Annotated in this window: 11 protein-coding genes; 5 read left to right on the top strand and 6 right to left on the bottom strand. The window is 65.7% G+C overall.

Translation table 11 applies throughout. The features are described from left to right. Window positions 1-133: 133 nt before the first annotated feature. Both AC1DVU_RS06615 and AC1DVU_RS06620 read right to left on the bottom strand, forming a co-directional pair. Window positions 134-1,159, bottom strand: coding sequence for an ABC transporter permease (locus AC1DVU_RS06615; protein ID WP_476921637.1), 1,026 nt, complete (start codon window positions 1,157-1,159; stop codon window positions 134-136). After that, window positions 1,156-3,840 carry an ATP-binding cassette domain-containing protein gene (locus AC1DVU_RS06620; RefSeq protein WP_476921638.1) on the bottom strand — a complete coding sequence of 895 codons (2,685 nt, stop codon included), beginning with the start codon at window positions 3,838-3,840 and terminating at the stop codon, window positions 1,156-1,158. Before AC1DVU_RS06620 ends, AC1DVU_RS06615 begins: the two co-directional genes overlap by 4 nt. A gap of 359 nt (window positions 3,841-4,199) precedes the next feature. Here AC1DVU_RS06620 and AC1DVU_RS06625 point away from each other — a divergent pair, with 359 nt between their 5' ends. The 4 genes from AC1DVU_RS06625 to AC1DVU_RS06640 are packed head-to-tail and all read left to right on the top strand — an operon-like array spanning window position 4,200 to window position 7,448. After that, entirely contained in the window at window positions 4,200-5,741 is a 1,542-nt protein-coding gene (locus AC1DVU_RS06625; RefSeq protein WP_476921639.1) for an amidase, read from the top strand. Continuing rightward, window positions 5,738-6,445, top strand: coding sequence for a nitrile hydratase subunit beta (gene nthB, locus AC1DVU_RS06630; protein ID WP_476921640.1), 708 nt, complete (start codon window positions 5,738-5,740; stop codon window positions 6,443-6,445). Before AC1DVU_RS06625 ends, nthB begins: the two co-directional genes overlap by 4 nt. Continuing rightward, the gene (nthA, locus tag AC1DVU_RS06635) at window positions 6,442-7,041 is read left to right on the top strand and encodes a nitrile hydratase subunit alpha (protein ID WP_476921641.1); all 600 of its coding nucleotides are present in this window, start codon (window positions 6,442-6,444) and stop codon (window positions 7,039-7,041) included. The genes nthB and nthA overlap by 4 nt, the downstream gene beginning before the upstream one ends. Next, a complete protein-coding gene (locus tag AC1DVU_RS06640; protein WP_476921642.1) occupies window positions 7,038-7,448 on the top strand; it encodes a nitrile hydratase accessory protein in 411 nt (136 codons plus the stop codon). The genes nthA and AC1DVU_RS06640 overlap by 4 nt, the downstream gene beginning before the upstream one ends. Here the strand turns inward: AC1DVU_RS06640 and AC1DVU_RS06645 are convergent. The 3 genes from AC1DVU_RS06645 to AC1DVU_RS06655 all read right to left on the bottom strand — a co-directional run bounded on the left by AC1DVU_RS06645 (window position 7,415) and on the right by AC1DVU_RS06655 (window position 9,988). Next, the gene (locus tag AC1DVU_RS06645; protein WP_476921643.1) at window positions 7,415-8,707 is read right to left on the bottom strand and encodes an LLM class flavin-dependent oxidoreductase; all 1,293 of its coding nucleotides are present in this window, start codon (window positions 8,705-8,707) and stop codon (window positions 7,415-7,417) included. The two genes, AC1DVU_RS06640 and AC1DVU_RS06645, sit on opposite strands and share 34 nt — an antisense overlap. Window positions 8,708-8,756: 49 nt before the next feature. Beyond that, on the bottom strand, window positions 8,757-9,173 hold the full coding sequence (locus tag AC1DVU_RS06650) for an ester cyclase (RefSeq protein ID WP_476921644.1): 417 nt from the start codon (window positions 9,171-9,173) through the stop codon (window positions 8,757-8,759). Window positions 9,174-9,343: 170 nt separating this feature from the next. Then, the gene (locus tag AC1DVU_RS06655; protein ID WP_476921645.1) at window positions 9,344-9,988 is read right to left on the bottom strand and encodes a TetR/AcrR family transcriptional regulator; all 645 of its coding nucleotides are present in this window, start codon (window positions 9,986-9,988) and stop codon (window positions 9,344-9,346) included. A 240-nt stretch (window positions 9,989-10,228) separates the two neighbouring features. On the opposite strand from AC1DVU_RS06655, the gene AC1DVU_RS06660 reads away from it, so the two are divergent. Beyond that, window positions 10,229-11,692: an APC family permease gene (locus tag AC1DVU_RS06660; RefSeq protein ID WP_476921646.1), complete on the top strand. Its 1,464-nt coding sequence runs from the start codon at window positions 10,229-10,231 to the stop codon at window positions 11,690-11,692. A 107-nt stretch (window positions 11,693-11,799) separates the two neighbouring features. Here the strand turns inward: AC1DVU_RS06660 and AC1DVU_RS06665 are convergent, their stop codons facing one another. Continuing rightward, window positions 11,800-13,149 (bottom strand): flavin monoamine oxidase family protein, encoded by a 1,350-nt coding sequence (locus AC1DVU_RS06665; protein ID WP_476921647.1) that lies wholly within the window; start codon window positions 13,147-13,149, stop codon window positions 11,800-11,802. Between the last annotated feature and the right edge of the window lie 24 nt (window positions 13,150-13,173).

Consider the following 13,173-nt stretch of genomic DNA (forward strand, 5'->3'; position numbering starts at 1 on the left):
ACCAGCGACTCAGGGAAGTCCGGCGACCCGCGTTCCCTAAGGCCTGTTTTGCGGCACCTGTTCGTCACACACGAAAAACAGCGACGCCCTGGAGTAAGCGCCCCAGAGCGTCGCTGCGGTCCTCGTTGAGCGGTCAGCTCTGCCCGGCCCGACGCCGCGCGATGGCCGTCGACAACGTGACCGCGACGAGCAGCGCGGCGCCGTTGAACGTCGGCTCGACCCAGTCCGCGGCACCGGCCAGCACGAGCCCGTTGACGCTGATGGCGACGAACAGGACACCGAGCAGCGTGCCGGGCACGTTGAAGGTGCCGGGACGGATTGCCGTGGCACCCAGGAACGCCGCCGACAACGCGGCGAGGGTGAAGCCGGGGCCGACCTGAGGGTTCGCGGTGCCGGCGCGAGCGAGCAGGAGGACACCCGCGATCCCAGAAAGCGCTCCGGACAGCACGAAGCTTGACAGGATCATCCGAGGCACGTTTAGCCCGACGAGGCGTGCTGACGCAGGGCTGGCACCCACCGACGAGAGGTAACGCCCGTAGGGGGTGTGACGCAGCAGGTAGTAGACGAACAGCGCCACGATGACGATGGCGTACACCGGACGCGGAATGCCGAGAAGGTCTCCCGATCCCAGGTTCGTCAGACCCTCGGGGATGCCCACGCTGATGATCTGGTTGTCGGTGTACAGGCTGATGAGACCGGCGACGAGCGTCGACGTGCCCAACGTTGCGATGAGGGCGTTGACGCCTCTGTAGGCGACGAGCCAGCCGTTGAAGGCTCCCACCACCGCTCCTGCCAGGACACCGGCCAGGACCGCGACCACCACAGGCAGGTCGTGTGTCGCAGCCGCGCTGGCCGTCACGATCGAGGACAGACCGATGATCGCGCCCACCGAAAGGTCGAACTGACCACAGGTGAGCGGCAGGATCGACGCCAGCGCTGCAATGGCGATGACGGACTCGCTGCCCAATACATTCTTGATGTTGGCCAGGGTTGGGAAGGTCTCCGCTGTCGAGCTCATCGTCGAGAAGGCCAGGCAGAGGACGATGAACATCGCAGCCAAGGCGTACTTCTCGAGCAGGACCGAGAGCTCCGGTCGTCCGCGCCGCGGGGGCGTGGCGGTTGTCTTGTGCTCAGGCTCTGTGTTCGTCATGGTGCTCATGCGGAGATCTCCTTGGATAGGTAGGACAGTTCGGTCAGTCGTTGCGGGTCGAGATCGTCGCCACGCGCCTCCGCGGCCACTCGGCCCTCACGCAGCACCACCACCCGATCGGACAGGTGCGCCAGCTCCTCGAAGTCAGACGTGACGAGCAGCACCGAGGACCCCCGGGCCACCGCACGACGAATGTGCTCGTAGATCTCCGAGCGAGCCTGGACGTCGACTCCTTGGGTCGGCTCGTCGAGCAGCAGCACGACAGGCTCGCGACGCAGCCAGCGCGCCATGACGATCTTTTGCTGATTGCCACCCGAAAGCGTGCCTGCGACCGGGACGTCACTGGCGGGACGCACCCCGTAGGCAGTAACCAGGTCGCGCGCGTCGCAGCGCTCGCGACCGTGCTGGAGGCGGGCCCGGGACCAGTAGCGGGACACGGTGGCGGCCGACAGGTTCTCCCGCACCGAGAGCGACCCGAACAGGCCTTCACTGCCGCGGTCTTCAGGGACCATGGCGATGCCTGCCTTCATTGCAGCCGACGGGCGGCGGGGAGCGAATCTTGTGCCTTCCAGGGTCATCTCGCCGGACTCGACCGGCCGATCTCCGAAGAGCGACCGCAGCAAGGTTGTGCGACCGGAGCCGAGCAGCCCCGCAACGCCGAGCACCTCGCCGCGATGAAGATCGAAGTCGACGCCCTTCAACGGTCCTGCGGTCAATCCGCGTACCGAGAGGACGACCTCATCGGACACTGCGTCGGGCCGTTCTGGGAAGACCCGCTCGAGGTCACGGCCGGCGATGAGCTCGACCAGCGTCCGCTCATCCAGTCCCGCGACGTCCCGTGTAGTGACCTGGACCCCGTCCCGAAGGACCGTGACGCGGTCGGCCAGCTCGAGGATCTCAGGGAGTCGGTGGCTAACGTAGAGGATGGTCTGCCCAGCCGCGGCGTACTTGCGCAGCGCGGCCAAAAGGATGTCGACCTCCCACGCGGGCAGTGACGCAGTCGGCTCGTCCAGCACGAGCACGCCGTCATGGGCACCCTCCTGGTCCTGGAGAGCCCTGGCGATCGACAGCATGGTGCGGTCGGCAGGGCGCAGGTTCGCCACCAGGGTCTTCGGCGAGACGTCGATGGAGAATCGTTCGAGGACCTCCGCGGCCCGGCGCCGGCTGGCCGGCCAGTCGATACGGCCGCCGGCGGACTGGACAAAGCCTCTGCCGATGGCGAGGTTCTCTGCGACCGTCAGGGGCCCGAACACAGCCGGGTCCTGGTGCACGAAGTGCAGGCCCGCGCTCCGAGCCACGGTGGGTGACCATTCGTCCGCGGGAGCCGAGATGTCCTGGACGTCGATGCGACCTCCGGCGTCGGCTCCGTAGACGCCTGCGAGCACCTTGATCAGCGTCGACTTGCCTGAACCGTTGCCGCCGAGCAGGGCGTGGATCTCGCCCCGCTTGACCTCCAGGTGGGCATCCCTGAGGACGGTGATCCCAGCGAATGTCTTGCTGAGCCCGGTGGTGGGGGGGGGGTCGTAGAAGGTCGTCAGCTTCGGGAACGGGCCGTCGGCGTCGATCGTCTGGAAACCCATGCCCTGATCGACTTGGGGCTTGTCCTGCAGGAGCCGGTTCATGCTGTCGATGGCGGCCCAGCCGGCCCACCGCGACGGGACACCTGCGATGAAGTCCTGACCCTTGTTGTTTCGCACAAAGCCGATGTTGGGGCTGAGGCCCTCGTTGCCCGTGACCAGGATGTCGTCGTTGCGCCCCGACGCCGCAACTGCCTGAGCGATGCCGACGGTCAGCGCCGAGTCGTACGGGGAGTAGAGGACATTGGCATCAGGGTTCTGGGTGAGTGCCGCGTCTGCCTTGCCACCCAGCTTGCCGGTGACAAAGTCATCGAGGTTGAACGGGACCTTCTTCACGATCTCGCACCCGGTGCATTCCTTGATGCGATCCTCGAAGCCCTTGTTGAGGTGCTGGGCGACCAGGATGTCGTCCTCGGTGAACTCGATGATCTTCGCCTTGCCACCGGTCTTGGCGATGACGTAGTCGGCGACGCTGCGCGCCTGCTTCTTCTCGAAGTAGTCGACGTAGGACATGTCGTCGCCGAAGCTGAGCTGCGCGTCGAACAGTGGCTGATCCTTCGACTTGAGGATCGGATCGTTGCAGTCGAAGGCGTAGAAGGCGAAGATCTTGATGCCGGCCTTCTTCGCACCCTGCAGGGCGCTCTTCGCAGCCACGCAGTCGATGACGTCGAGGATGATGCCGTCGGCCTTGTCGGCAACCGCGGAGCGGACGCCGTTGGCGAAGACGTCGGGGCGGCCCTTGCCGTCAACGATCGTGAGGTCCCAGCCGATGACGGCGGCAGCCTCCTTGGCGCCTGCCGCAGGCGTGGCGCAGCCCTCACCGGCCTGCGTGCAAGAGATCAACCACACGTTCTTGCCGGCCTCCGGCTTCGGTGCGCTGGTCGGCAGGGCCCGATCGGTGCCCTCGCGGTACTTGGCCACGGCGGCCTTGGCCTCGTCGACGACGGCCGAGGAAGTTTCGGAGGACCCGCCTTCACCATCCGCGGAACCTCCGCAGGCAGCGAGGGCGAGCATGCTGGCGCTCACAAGCACGAGTCCTGCTCGATGACCGCGAGGCCGTCCTGCCGTGCCCCGACGGATACGGCCGGCGATGTTGCCGGGAATTGCTGCCATGGTGGTTACTCCTTCTGGCGAGCCGGACGACTCGCCACGTTGGTGGTTGTGGTGAGTTTGGCCACACCGTCAGTCCGCCGTCGTTGGGAAAGGCGAGGACTTTGTGACCTCGGATTTGGGAAGTCCGTAACCCGCCGCGGCAGGGCGTGCCCACGGCGAGATGTGTGAGGAACTGTCTCGGTCCGGGGGTGTTTTGGGGTTAATGCGAAGTCGCGGAATCAATGTCTGGAGGTTCCCCGTACCGACCAGGCGGCGGTCCGAGAAATCATGGATCAGTCGGGTGACCCAGGTCACTTCCAGTTGGTACATCGTTCAGGGGCCCGGGCTGGCGGCCCCCTCGTCGACGAAGTGAGACATCAATGCCGATCAACCGCCCCGATCTTCAGGCGCTCGAGGTCATCGCCGCGGGCTATGGACTCAAGATCCCGCCGTCCGAGCTGACGCAGTACCGCGACGCCATTCACGGAGCGCTCGAGGCTTGGGACGTCGTGGAAGCCGCCCACGACGAGATCGCCCCGCGCTCACCTGAGCGGGCGTGGAGTCGCCCGTCGGAGGCGGAGAACCGGTGGGGCGCCTGGTACGTCAAGACCGAGATCCAGGAGCGAGGGGACGGGCCGCTCGCCGGGCAGCGCGTCGTGATCAAGGACAACACGAGCGTCGCGGGCGTTCCCATGATGAACGGGTCAAGAACGCTGGAGGGCTTCACCCCCTCCTACGACGCCACGGTCGTCTCCAGACTTCTCGCCGCGGGCGCTGTCATCACCGGCAAGACGGTGTGCGAGGACCTCTGCATGTCAGCTGGTTCGCACACGAGCAACCCGGGTCCCGTCCGCAACCCCTGGGATCCCAGCAGGTCGTCCGGTGGGTCGTCCAGCGGGAGCGGGGTCCTGGTCGCGACAGGGGAGGCCGACCTGGCGATCTCCGGCGACCAAGGTGGCTCGATCCGCATCCCCGCGGCCTGGCTCGGGCTGGTGGGTCACAAGCCAACGTGGGGGCTGGTCCCTTACACCGGCGCCATGCCGGTCGAGAACTCCTTGGACCACCTGGGGCCCACGGCCCGTACGGTCGCCGACGCAGCAAAGCTCCTGGGCGTCATCGCTGGACCGGACGGACTCGATCCGCGGCAGCCACGCACGTGGGAACCCGTTGACTACGTCGCGGAATCGGCTCGAGAGGCGCGCGGCCTGCGGGTCGGAGTGGTGAGCGAAGGCTTCGGGCACGCCAACTCGGACCCTCGCGTTGACGAGGCGGTGCGCGCCTGCGCCGAAACCCTCCGTCCCGCTGGTGTGAGCGTGGAGGAGGTGTCGATTCCGTGGCACCGGATGGCCCCTGCGCTCTTCGCGGTGATCGCGTTCGAAGGGGGACTGACACAGCTCGTCGAGGGAAACGCGTTCGGAACGAGCTGGAAGGGTCGCTACGACGAGGACATGTTGGCCTTCTACGGTGCTCAGTGGCGCGAGTCGCCTGATCAGTTCCCCGCCTCGGTCAAGATGGCAATGCTGAATGGGCGGCACACCCGTGACGTCGCGTTCGGCCGTCATTACGCGATGGCTCGCAACCTCGAGCGGACGCTTTCGGCTGCCTATGACGAGGCGCTCAGTCGCTATGACGTCTTGGTCATGCCCACGTCGCCGATCTCGGCGAGTCCGCTGCCGGGTAGCGACGCATCACTGCTCGAGATCCTGGCGGTCGGGAGCGAACAGCTGGTCAACACGTCGGCATTCGACGTCACTGGTCACCCCGCCTGCTCGGTTCCCGCTGGCATTGTCAATGGCCTGCCGGTGGGCATGATGGTGGTGGGCAACCAATTCGATGACGCCACCGTGCTCCGGGTGGCACGAGCAGTGGAGGACGAGGCCGGAGGCTTTCCACGCCCCCCAGCACGTGAGGAGACGACATGAACGGTGTGTTCGACCTGGGCGGCACCGACGGGTTCGGTGCTGTGAACCCGACGCCATCGGAGCCGGCCTTCCATGAGGACTGGGAGCGGGTTGTCTTCGGTCTGCAGCTGGGTTGCTTCGCCGGTGGATGGTTCAACATCGACTCCTTCAGGCACGGCATCGAGCTGATGGATCCGGTGCACTACCTGACGTCGACGTACTACGAGCACTGGCTCGCCACGTTTGAACGTCACGGAGTTCTCAAGGGCCACATCGACGCGGCCGAGCTCGACCGCCGCACGCAGGAGTACCTGGACGACCCGGACAAGGGCATGCCGGCGCATGATCCGAACCCGGCCCTGATCGAGTTCGTCGACGCCATCGTCACCGGAGGCAATCCGGCGACACGACCGATGGACGAGCCCAAGCGCTTCGAGGTCGGGGACCTGGTCCGCATGCGCAGTTTCGCGCCCCGCGGGCACACTCGTCTCGCCAGATACATACGAGGGAAGACGGGATCGATCGTCGCCTACCGAGGCTCGTTCGTCTATCCCGATCAGTCTGGCAACGAGCTGGGGGAGGACCCTCAGCACTTGTACACCGTGCAGTTCGACGGTGCCGAGCTCTGGGGTGAGGACCATGCCGAGAGCAACGTGTCCTCGACGTTCGACGCCTGGGAGCCGTACCTGGAACTTATGGATCACCACGAAGGAGCACGAGCATGAGCAATGCCGGACGTACGCCAGAAGAGCTTGCCGCGCGAGTCAAGGCGCTCGAGTCGATGATGATCGAGCAGGGCCTGGTGACCGCCGAGATGATCGACCACTATGCCGACATCTACGAGAACGAGGTGGGTCCGCAGCTCGGGGCGCGTGTCGTGGCCAAGGCCTGGGTCGACCCGGAGTTCAAGAGCCGTCTGCTCGAGGACGCGCCGGCTGCATGTCGGGAGCTTGGCATCGGTGGCGGCCAGGGGGAGCACATGGTGGTCCTGGAGGACACCCCGGAGGTTCATCACGCGATCGTCTGCACCCTGTGCTCCTGCTACCCGTGGCCAGTGCTCGGGCCACCGCCCAACTGGTACAAGGATCCTCAGTACCGATCCCGGATGATCCGCGAGCCGCGCAAGCTGCTGGCCGACGAGTTCGGCTATGTCGTCGAGGAGTCCAAGGAGATCCGCATCTGGGACTCGAGCTCGGAGATCCGCTACTGGGTGCTGCCTGAACGTCCCGAGGGCACCGAGGGCTGGGACGAGGAACGGCTCGCCGCGCTGGTGAGTCGCGATGCCATGATCGGTGTCGGTTCCGTCCAGGTGCCGTCATGACCGGGGCGGTCTCGCAGTCTCAGGCAGATCGTCGGCAGGACGAGGTCGATGGCCTCGTGAAGAGTCTCCCGCTGGCATCCGATGACATGGCCTTCGACGAGCCGTGGCAGCTCCGTGCCTTCGCGCTGGCCGTCGCCGCGCACACGTCGGGACAGTACGAGTGGTCGGACTTCCAAGCTGCGCTCATCGCGTCGATCAAGGACTGGGAGAGCGTGAACGATGCCGGAGCCGAGTCGTGGTCGTACTTCGAGCACTGGGTCAACGCCGTCGAAACCGTCCTGAGCAACAACGACCTCGTCGACCCGGGGACGCTCGATGCGCGGGTCCGCGACGTGCTCGACGCGCCGCCGAACCGCAACCACCACGAGCCGCACTACGAACCCGTCGCCGTGGACCCGGGTCTCTGACCTTGGGAAGGGGCGAACGAAACGGCCGCTGGTGCTCGAGACGCCTCGATGTCATGCGGGGTCACGGCGTAGGACAGATTGATGCCGTCGAGATCTCCCTCGTCGATCCATCGCTCGATCTCGTCGGCGACCGTCTCCGGGCTGCCGACGAGCACCGGCTCGACGCCGCCGATGCTCATGTGGTTGGCGATGTCTGCGGGTGTCCACTTGCGTGACGGGTCGAGCTTGGTGAAGAGGTTGAGCACCGTCTGGATCGCGTTGGTGTCCATTGCCTCAAGAGGAGTGTGCGGATCGAACTGGGAAAGGTCGACGCCCGAGAACCCGCCGAACAGCGCCATCGCCCCTTCGGGCGACGCGTACTGCTGGTACTCCTTGTACGTGCGCTCGGCCTCTGCGTCGGAGTCTGCGACGACGGCGGTCAGGATGGTGAAGATCTTCACGTCGTCGCGCTGCCGGCCGGCGGCCTCGGCCTGGGTCCGGATGTCGTCGGTGATGACCTTGCTCAGGTTGGAGTTGAGCACGTTCACGAACAGGCCCTCACCGTGCTCGGCAGCGAACTGACGTCCACGCGACGAGGCGCCGGCCTGGAAGATGGTCGGAGTCCGCTGCGGAGAGGGCTCGGCCATGTTGAAGCCGTCCACGTCGAAGAAGCGGCCCTTGTGGTGGATGGGGTGGACCTTGCTGGGGTTGACGAACACCCCGCGCTCCTTGTCCAGCTCGACGGCGTCGTCCTCCCACGACTGCTCCCAGAGCTTGTACACGACCGTCATGAACTCTTCTGCGAGCTCGTACCGGTCGTCGTGGCCGAGCGGCTCGGTTCCGAAATTGCGCGAGGCGCTGGCGAGGTAGGACGTGACGACGTTCCAGCCCATGCGTCCCTTGGTGAGGTGGTCCAGCGTGCTCATGCGCCGGGCGAAGGGGTACGGGTGCTCGAAGGTGGCCGAGCCCGTGACGGCGAAGCCAAGGTTCGAGGTGACTGAAGCCATGCCGGAGATGTATGAGAACGGGTCGTTCGCGGGGATCTGCATGCCGTTGACGAGCGCAGTGTCCACGGAGCCTCCGTATACGTCATACGGTCCCAGGACGTCTGCCAGGAAGAGCGCGTCGAAGCGTCCGCGCTCGAGCGTCTTGGCGAGGTCGAGCCAGTGGTCGAGGTCCTTGTACCGGTGGGCCTGGCTGTCCGGATGCCTCCACATGCCGGAGCTCTGGTGCCCTGCCGCAGTCATGTTGAAGGCGTTCAGCCCGATCCGCTTGGCCATGTCTGCTCCTGATAGGTGTGAAGTGTCGTTTCGTGGCGGACCGAGCGGGTCAGATCCACCCGAGCTGCTGCATCGCGGCGGCGTCGTTCCAGATCTTGGTCACGTGGCGGATCTTGCCGTCTTCGAAAGCCAGGTCGTAGGCGTAGTCCGACGCCATCGTCTTTCCGGTGGGAGGGACTGGGCCTCCGTCAGCCGTGTGGGTGCCGTGGAAGACGCCGAAGACAACCACCTTGTTCCGGGCCTCGTCCACGGCGAACGACATGACCTCGGCCTGACCGGCGGGGATTGGGGTGAACAGACCTCTCATCCATTCGGCGTAGGCCTCGAGGTTGCCGATCCCCGCGAGAGCTGCCGCCTGGCTCGCGAACGAGGCGTCGGCGTGGCAGTACGGCTGGCACTTCTCCCATCCCTGGCCGGTCTCACAGGCATCGAAGAACTCTTGCGCCGCCGTCACCATTTCCGTCATCGTTCCGCTCCTCCTGGTCGTGTGCACACCCAAATAGCTGCGTTCACCATCGTGCGCAGTCTCGGGGGGTTGCCGATACGGAAGATTCGAGAACCGATCTCACTTCCTTCGATGAAAACCCAAGTCATCGAGGCGCCGCAGTAGCGTCGGCGACCCTTCTGGCGCGCTGATCAGTCGCGTGCGAGGTGGCGCAGGGACAGCGAGAGCCTCTGGCCGAGTCGGCTCGGCAGCTCGGCGGCGGGCAGATCGCGAGCGTGCGATCGAAGCACTTCGTGCACGTAGATGGCATGGCAGTTCTGCACGACGAGCGGGACGTCATCGACGTCGAGAGCGCCCGTCGTCCGACCGTGATCGAGGATCGACTCCAACAGCTCGAACCACCGGTCGGCATACTCCAAGCCGCTGCGACCGATGCCGGTCGAGGTGCCAAACGATTCCTTGACGAAGGTGAACGCCAGCTCGGGGTAACGCGTATACAGCGAGGCCAGGAGGTCGTAGCTCTCGAGGATCTGATCGAGGTGGGCCGCAGCTCCGCGCAACTGGTCGGCCGGGAGGTCGGCATGGGCCTGGATGCGCTGGTCGACGACCTGCTCGAACTCGTCTCCGTAGACGGAGAGGAACAGGTCGAGCTTGGACGGCACGTACCGGAACAACGTGGCCTCGCCCATGTCGGCGCGTGCCGCGATGGCCTTGGTCGTCACCGTCTCGTAGCCCTGCGCCCACATCAGTTCTTTGGCGGCCGTCCTCAGGCGCGCCATCGATTCCTTCTTCTTGCGCTCCCGCATGCCGAGCTCGTCCGAAGGCTGTGAAGGCATCTGCTGGATCTCCCTGCTGGGTCTGCGTGACACCTGCAGTGTAGGGAAAGGTTCGGAGCCGGGGGGCATCGCGCGCAGCCGCGGCCGCAGCGATTCCGGTGCTTGGCGATTTCGACAACACGCGCAGGATTCTTCGCGCAAATCCCGTAGTGCTCGGCGGGAGGTCGGATGCAGCATCGGTCAAATCATCGATGTGGCCCAGGCCACAGTCGTCGCAGCGAGCACAGCACAAGGAGCACCATGGCAACTGAATCCCACATCGGAACCGCAGCCGGAGGTAGCGCAGCCAGCGAGACCGGCCGGCTGGCTGGCGGAAAGCTGGGCACGGCCCAGATCGCTTTCTTCGTGATCGCCGCAGCCTCGCCGCTGACCGTCGTGCTGAGCACGGGGCCCTTCTCGCTGCGAGTCGGCGGAATTGGGGCTCCCGGAGTCATGCTGGCAACCGGCATCGTGCTGATGCTGTTCGCCTCTGGATTCACGGCGATGTCCAAGTACGTCCGCGAGGCAGGGGCGTTCTATGCCTATGTGACTAGGGGCTTGGGCGGAACTGCCGGAGCCGGGGCCGCAATGATGACCATGGCCGCATACGGCGTGTGCGTGATCGGGTTCGTCGGCTACTTCGGGGTGTTCGCGCGGGCGTCCCTCGACGCCGTCTTCAGTATCGACGTGTCATGGCAGGTGTGCTCGTTGGTCGCGGCCGCGATCGTGGCAGTTGTCGGGTACTGCCAGGTCGATGTCGGCGCCAAGGTCCTGATGCTGCTGGTGACCCTTGAGATCGCCGTGATCGTCATCCTCATCGTCGCGGTGATGGTGCAGGGCGGCCCCGAGTCGGCCAGCGCCGCACCGATCTCGCCGGACAACGTCTTCTTCGCCGCTGGGTCGGGCACGCTGTTCCTGCTCGCCTTCGGCGCCTACATCGGTGTCGAGGGAACGGCCATCTACTCCGAAGAGGCGGCCAGACCCGAGCGCACGATTCCCCGGGCCACTTACATTGCAGTCGCTTTCCTGGCGGTCTTCTACGCGCTCAGCTTCTGGGTCGTCATCTACGGATACGGCACTGACGGTGCGCTCAAGGAGGCGCAAGGCGACGGGTTCCTCAACATGGTGTTCGCACAAGCCGACACCTATGTGGGAGAGGCGCTGGTCACCGCGTTGCAGCTCCTCATCGTGACGAGCTTCCTGGCGACGATCATCGCCTTCCACAACGCTTGCACGCGGTACTTGTTCTCGCTGGGCCGTAGCGGCATGCTTCCGCGCGTCCTGTCGAGGACACACCCTCGGATGGCGTCGCCGCACTACGCGAGCATGACGCTGAGCGTGATCACGTTCGTGGTCGTCATCATCGCGATGGTCGCGGGTCTCGACCCCTACCTCGAGCTCGGCACCTGGCTCTATGCATCGGGCATCATCGGCGTCGTGGCGGCGCAGGCGCTGTGCGCCATCGCTGTGGTGATGTTCTTCCGACGTGACCGTCGCGGTCACAGTGCGGCGCGCGTCATCGTGGCCCCGCTGTTGGGGTTCATCGGCCTTGTCGGTGCGCTCTACCTGATGGCGAGCAACTTCAGCTACCTCAGCGGCTACACGGACTTCCTGCCCAACGCGCTCATGATCGGCGCCATGCCTGCGGTCTTCGTCCTCGGTGCGGTCCTCCACCGAATCCGCCAGAGGGGATCGGCAACCGTCGAGCCGGCCGACATCGGGTGATCATCTGAAGACACGTGACAGCGGGTGCTCGGTTCTCTGAACCGGGCACCCGCTGGTGTGTGGGCCTCGGGTTGTACAAGACGTTCCTACAGGAGCCTCGAAATCGGCTAAGGCTGACGGCTCAAGATCTCGTCGGCGACACGGTAGCCGGACCGGATCGCGCCGTCCATGTAGCCGTTCCAGACGGTGGATGTCTCGGCACCGGCCCAGTGGATCCTGCCGACCGGCGTGGCGAGCGCATGACCGTATGCGGTCCAGACACCGGCCCCGAGGCGGCCGCCGTAGCAACCGCGCGTGAACTCTTCCGCATTCCAGTCCTGTTGCAGGACGTCGAAAGGCTCGGCGGCCTTCTGCCCGAAGAAGTCGACCAAGGTGTCGACGACGAGCGAACGTCGCTCGTCCTCGCTCAGCTGCTCTGCTTTCCGGGCGAAGGTGCCCTCGATGAACCCGACCAGGACGCCGCATGACGCGTCGGCGGGGCTGTTGTCCAACACGACGTTGAACGCGTGATCGAGGCTCTGCACGAGACCATTCAGTCCGTCCTCGCGCCAGAATGGGGTCTCGTAGCCGACCTGGAACTTGATGACGGAGCCGGCCGGCATCTGCTGGGTCACGGCGTCACGGGAAACGGGCAGGGGAGGGACGTACCGGATGCGACCGGCTAGCGTCGGCGGGACTGCGACAACAACCCGCTGGGCGGTCATCGATCCGCCTTCGTAATCGACGGTGACGCCGGCATCGTCCTGACGAATCGTGCGCACCACCGTGCTCAGGCGGACCTGATCTCCCAGGTCCTCGGCCATCCGCTCGGAGATCCGATGGGTGCCGCCGACGACGCGCTGCTCCTGTGCGCCGCCGGTGGTGGTGATCAGCACGCCCAAGCTCGTGCCGGACCTGACGTAGAACAGGAAGTGCAGCAGCGACAGCTCCGCTGACTCGGCCGAGAACACCGCAGGGATCAGCACGCGAAAGTAGCGCCGCGCAGGCTCGTCATCGGTGGTCGCCACCAGCCAGGCATCGAGGGTCTGCCGGTCCAGATCCTCGGCCTCCGGGGTGTCCCAGGGCGAGTCGACGGACACCGTGGTCGCGAGAGCTTCGAGCTGTGCATGGAGGCGGTTGACCTCCGCGGCTGATTCCGGCGAGAGTCCCCACGTCGCGTCATCGAACCGGTGCGGTTGACCATCCATGTACAGCAGCGAGTCGCCGGTGTCGTACGTGTCGTACCGCTCGAGGCCCAGCTCGTCTGTCAGAGCCTTGGCCACGTCCTGGCTCTCGCCGATCCACTGCCCGCCAAGCTCGACGTCGACGCCGTTGGACAGTGTCCCGCCCAGGGTCCGGCCCCCGACGCGATCGCGCGCTTCCAGCACCGCAACGCTCTTGCCTGCGGCCACCAGCTTGCGGGCGGCCGCGAGACCAGACAGGCCCGCTCCGACTACGACGACGTCAACTTCGCTCATTTCACGCTCAACTCTCATCCAAGT

It is taken from the genome of Aeromicrobium sp. P2_G6, assembly GCF_056403535.1.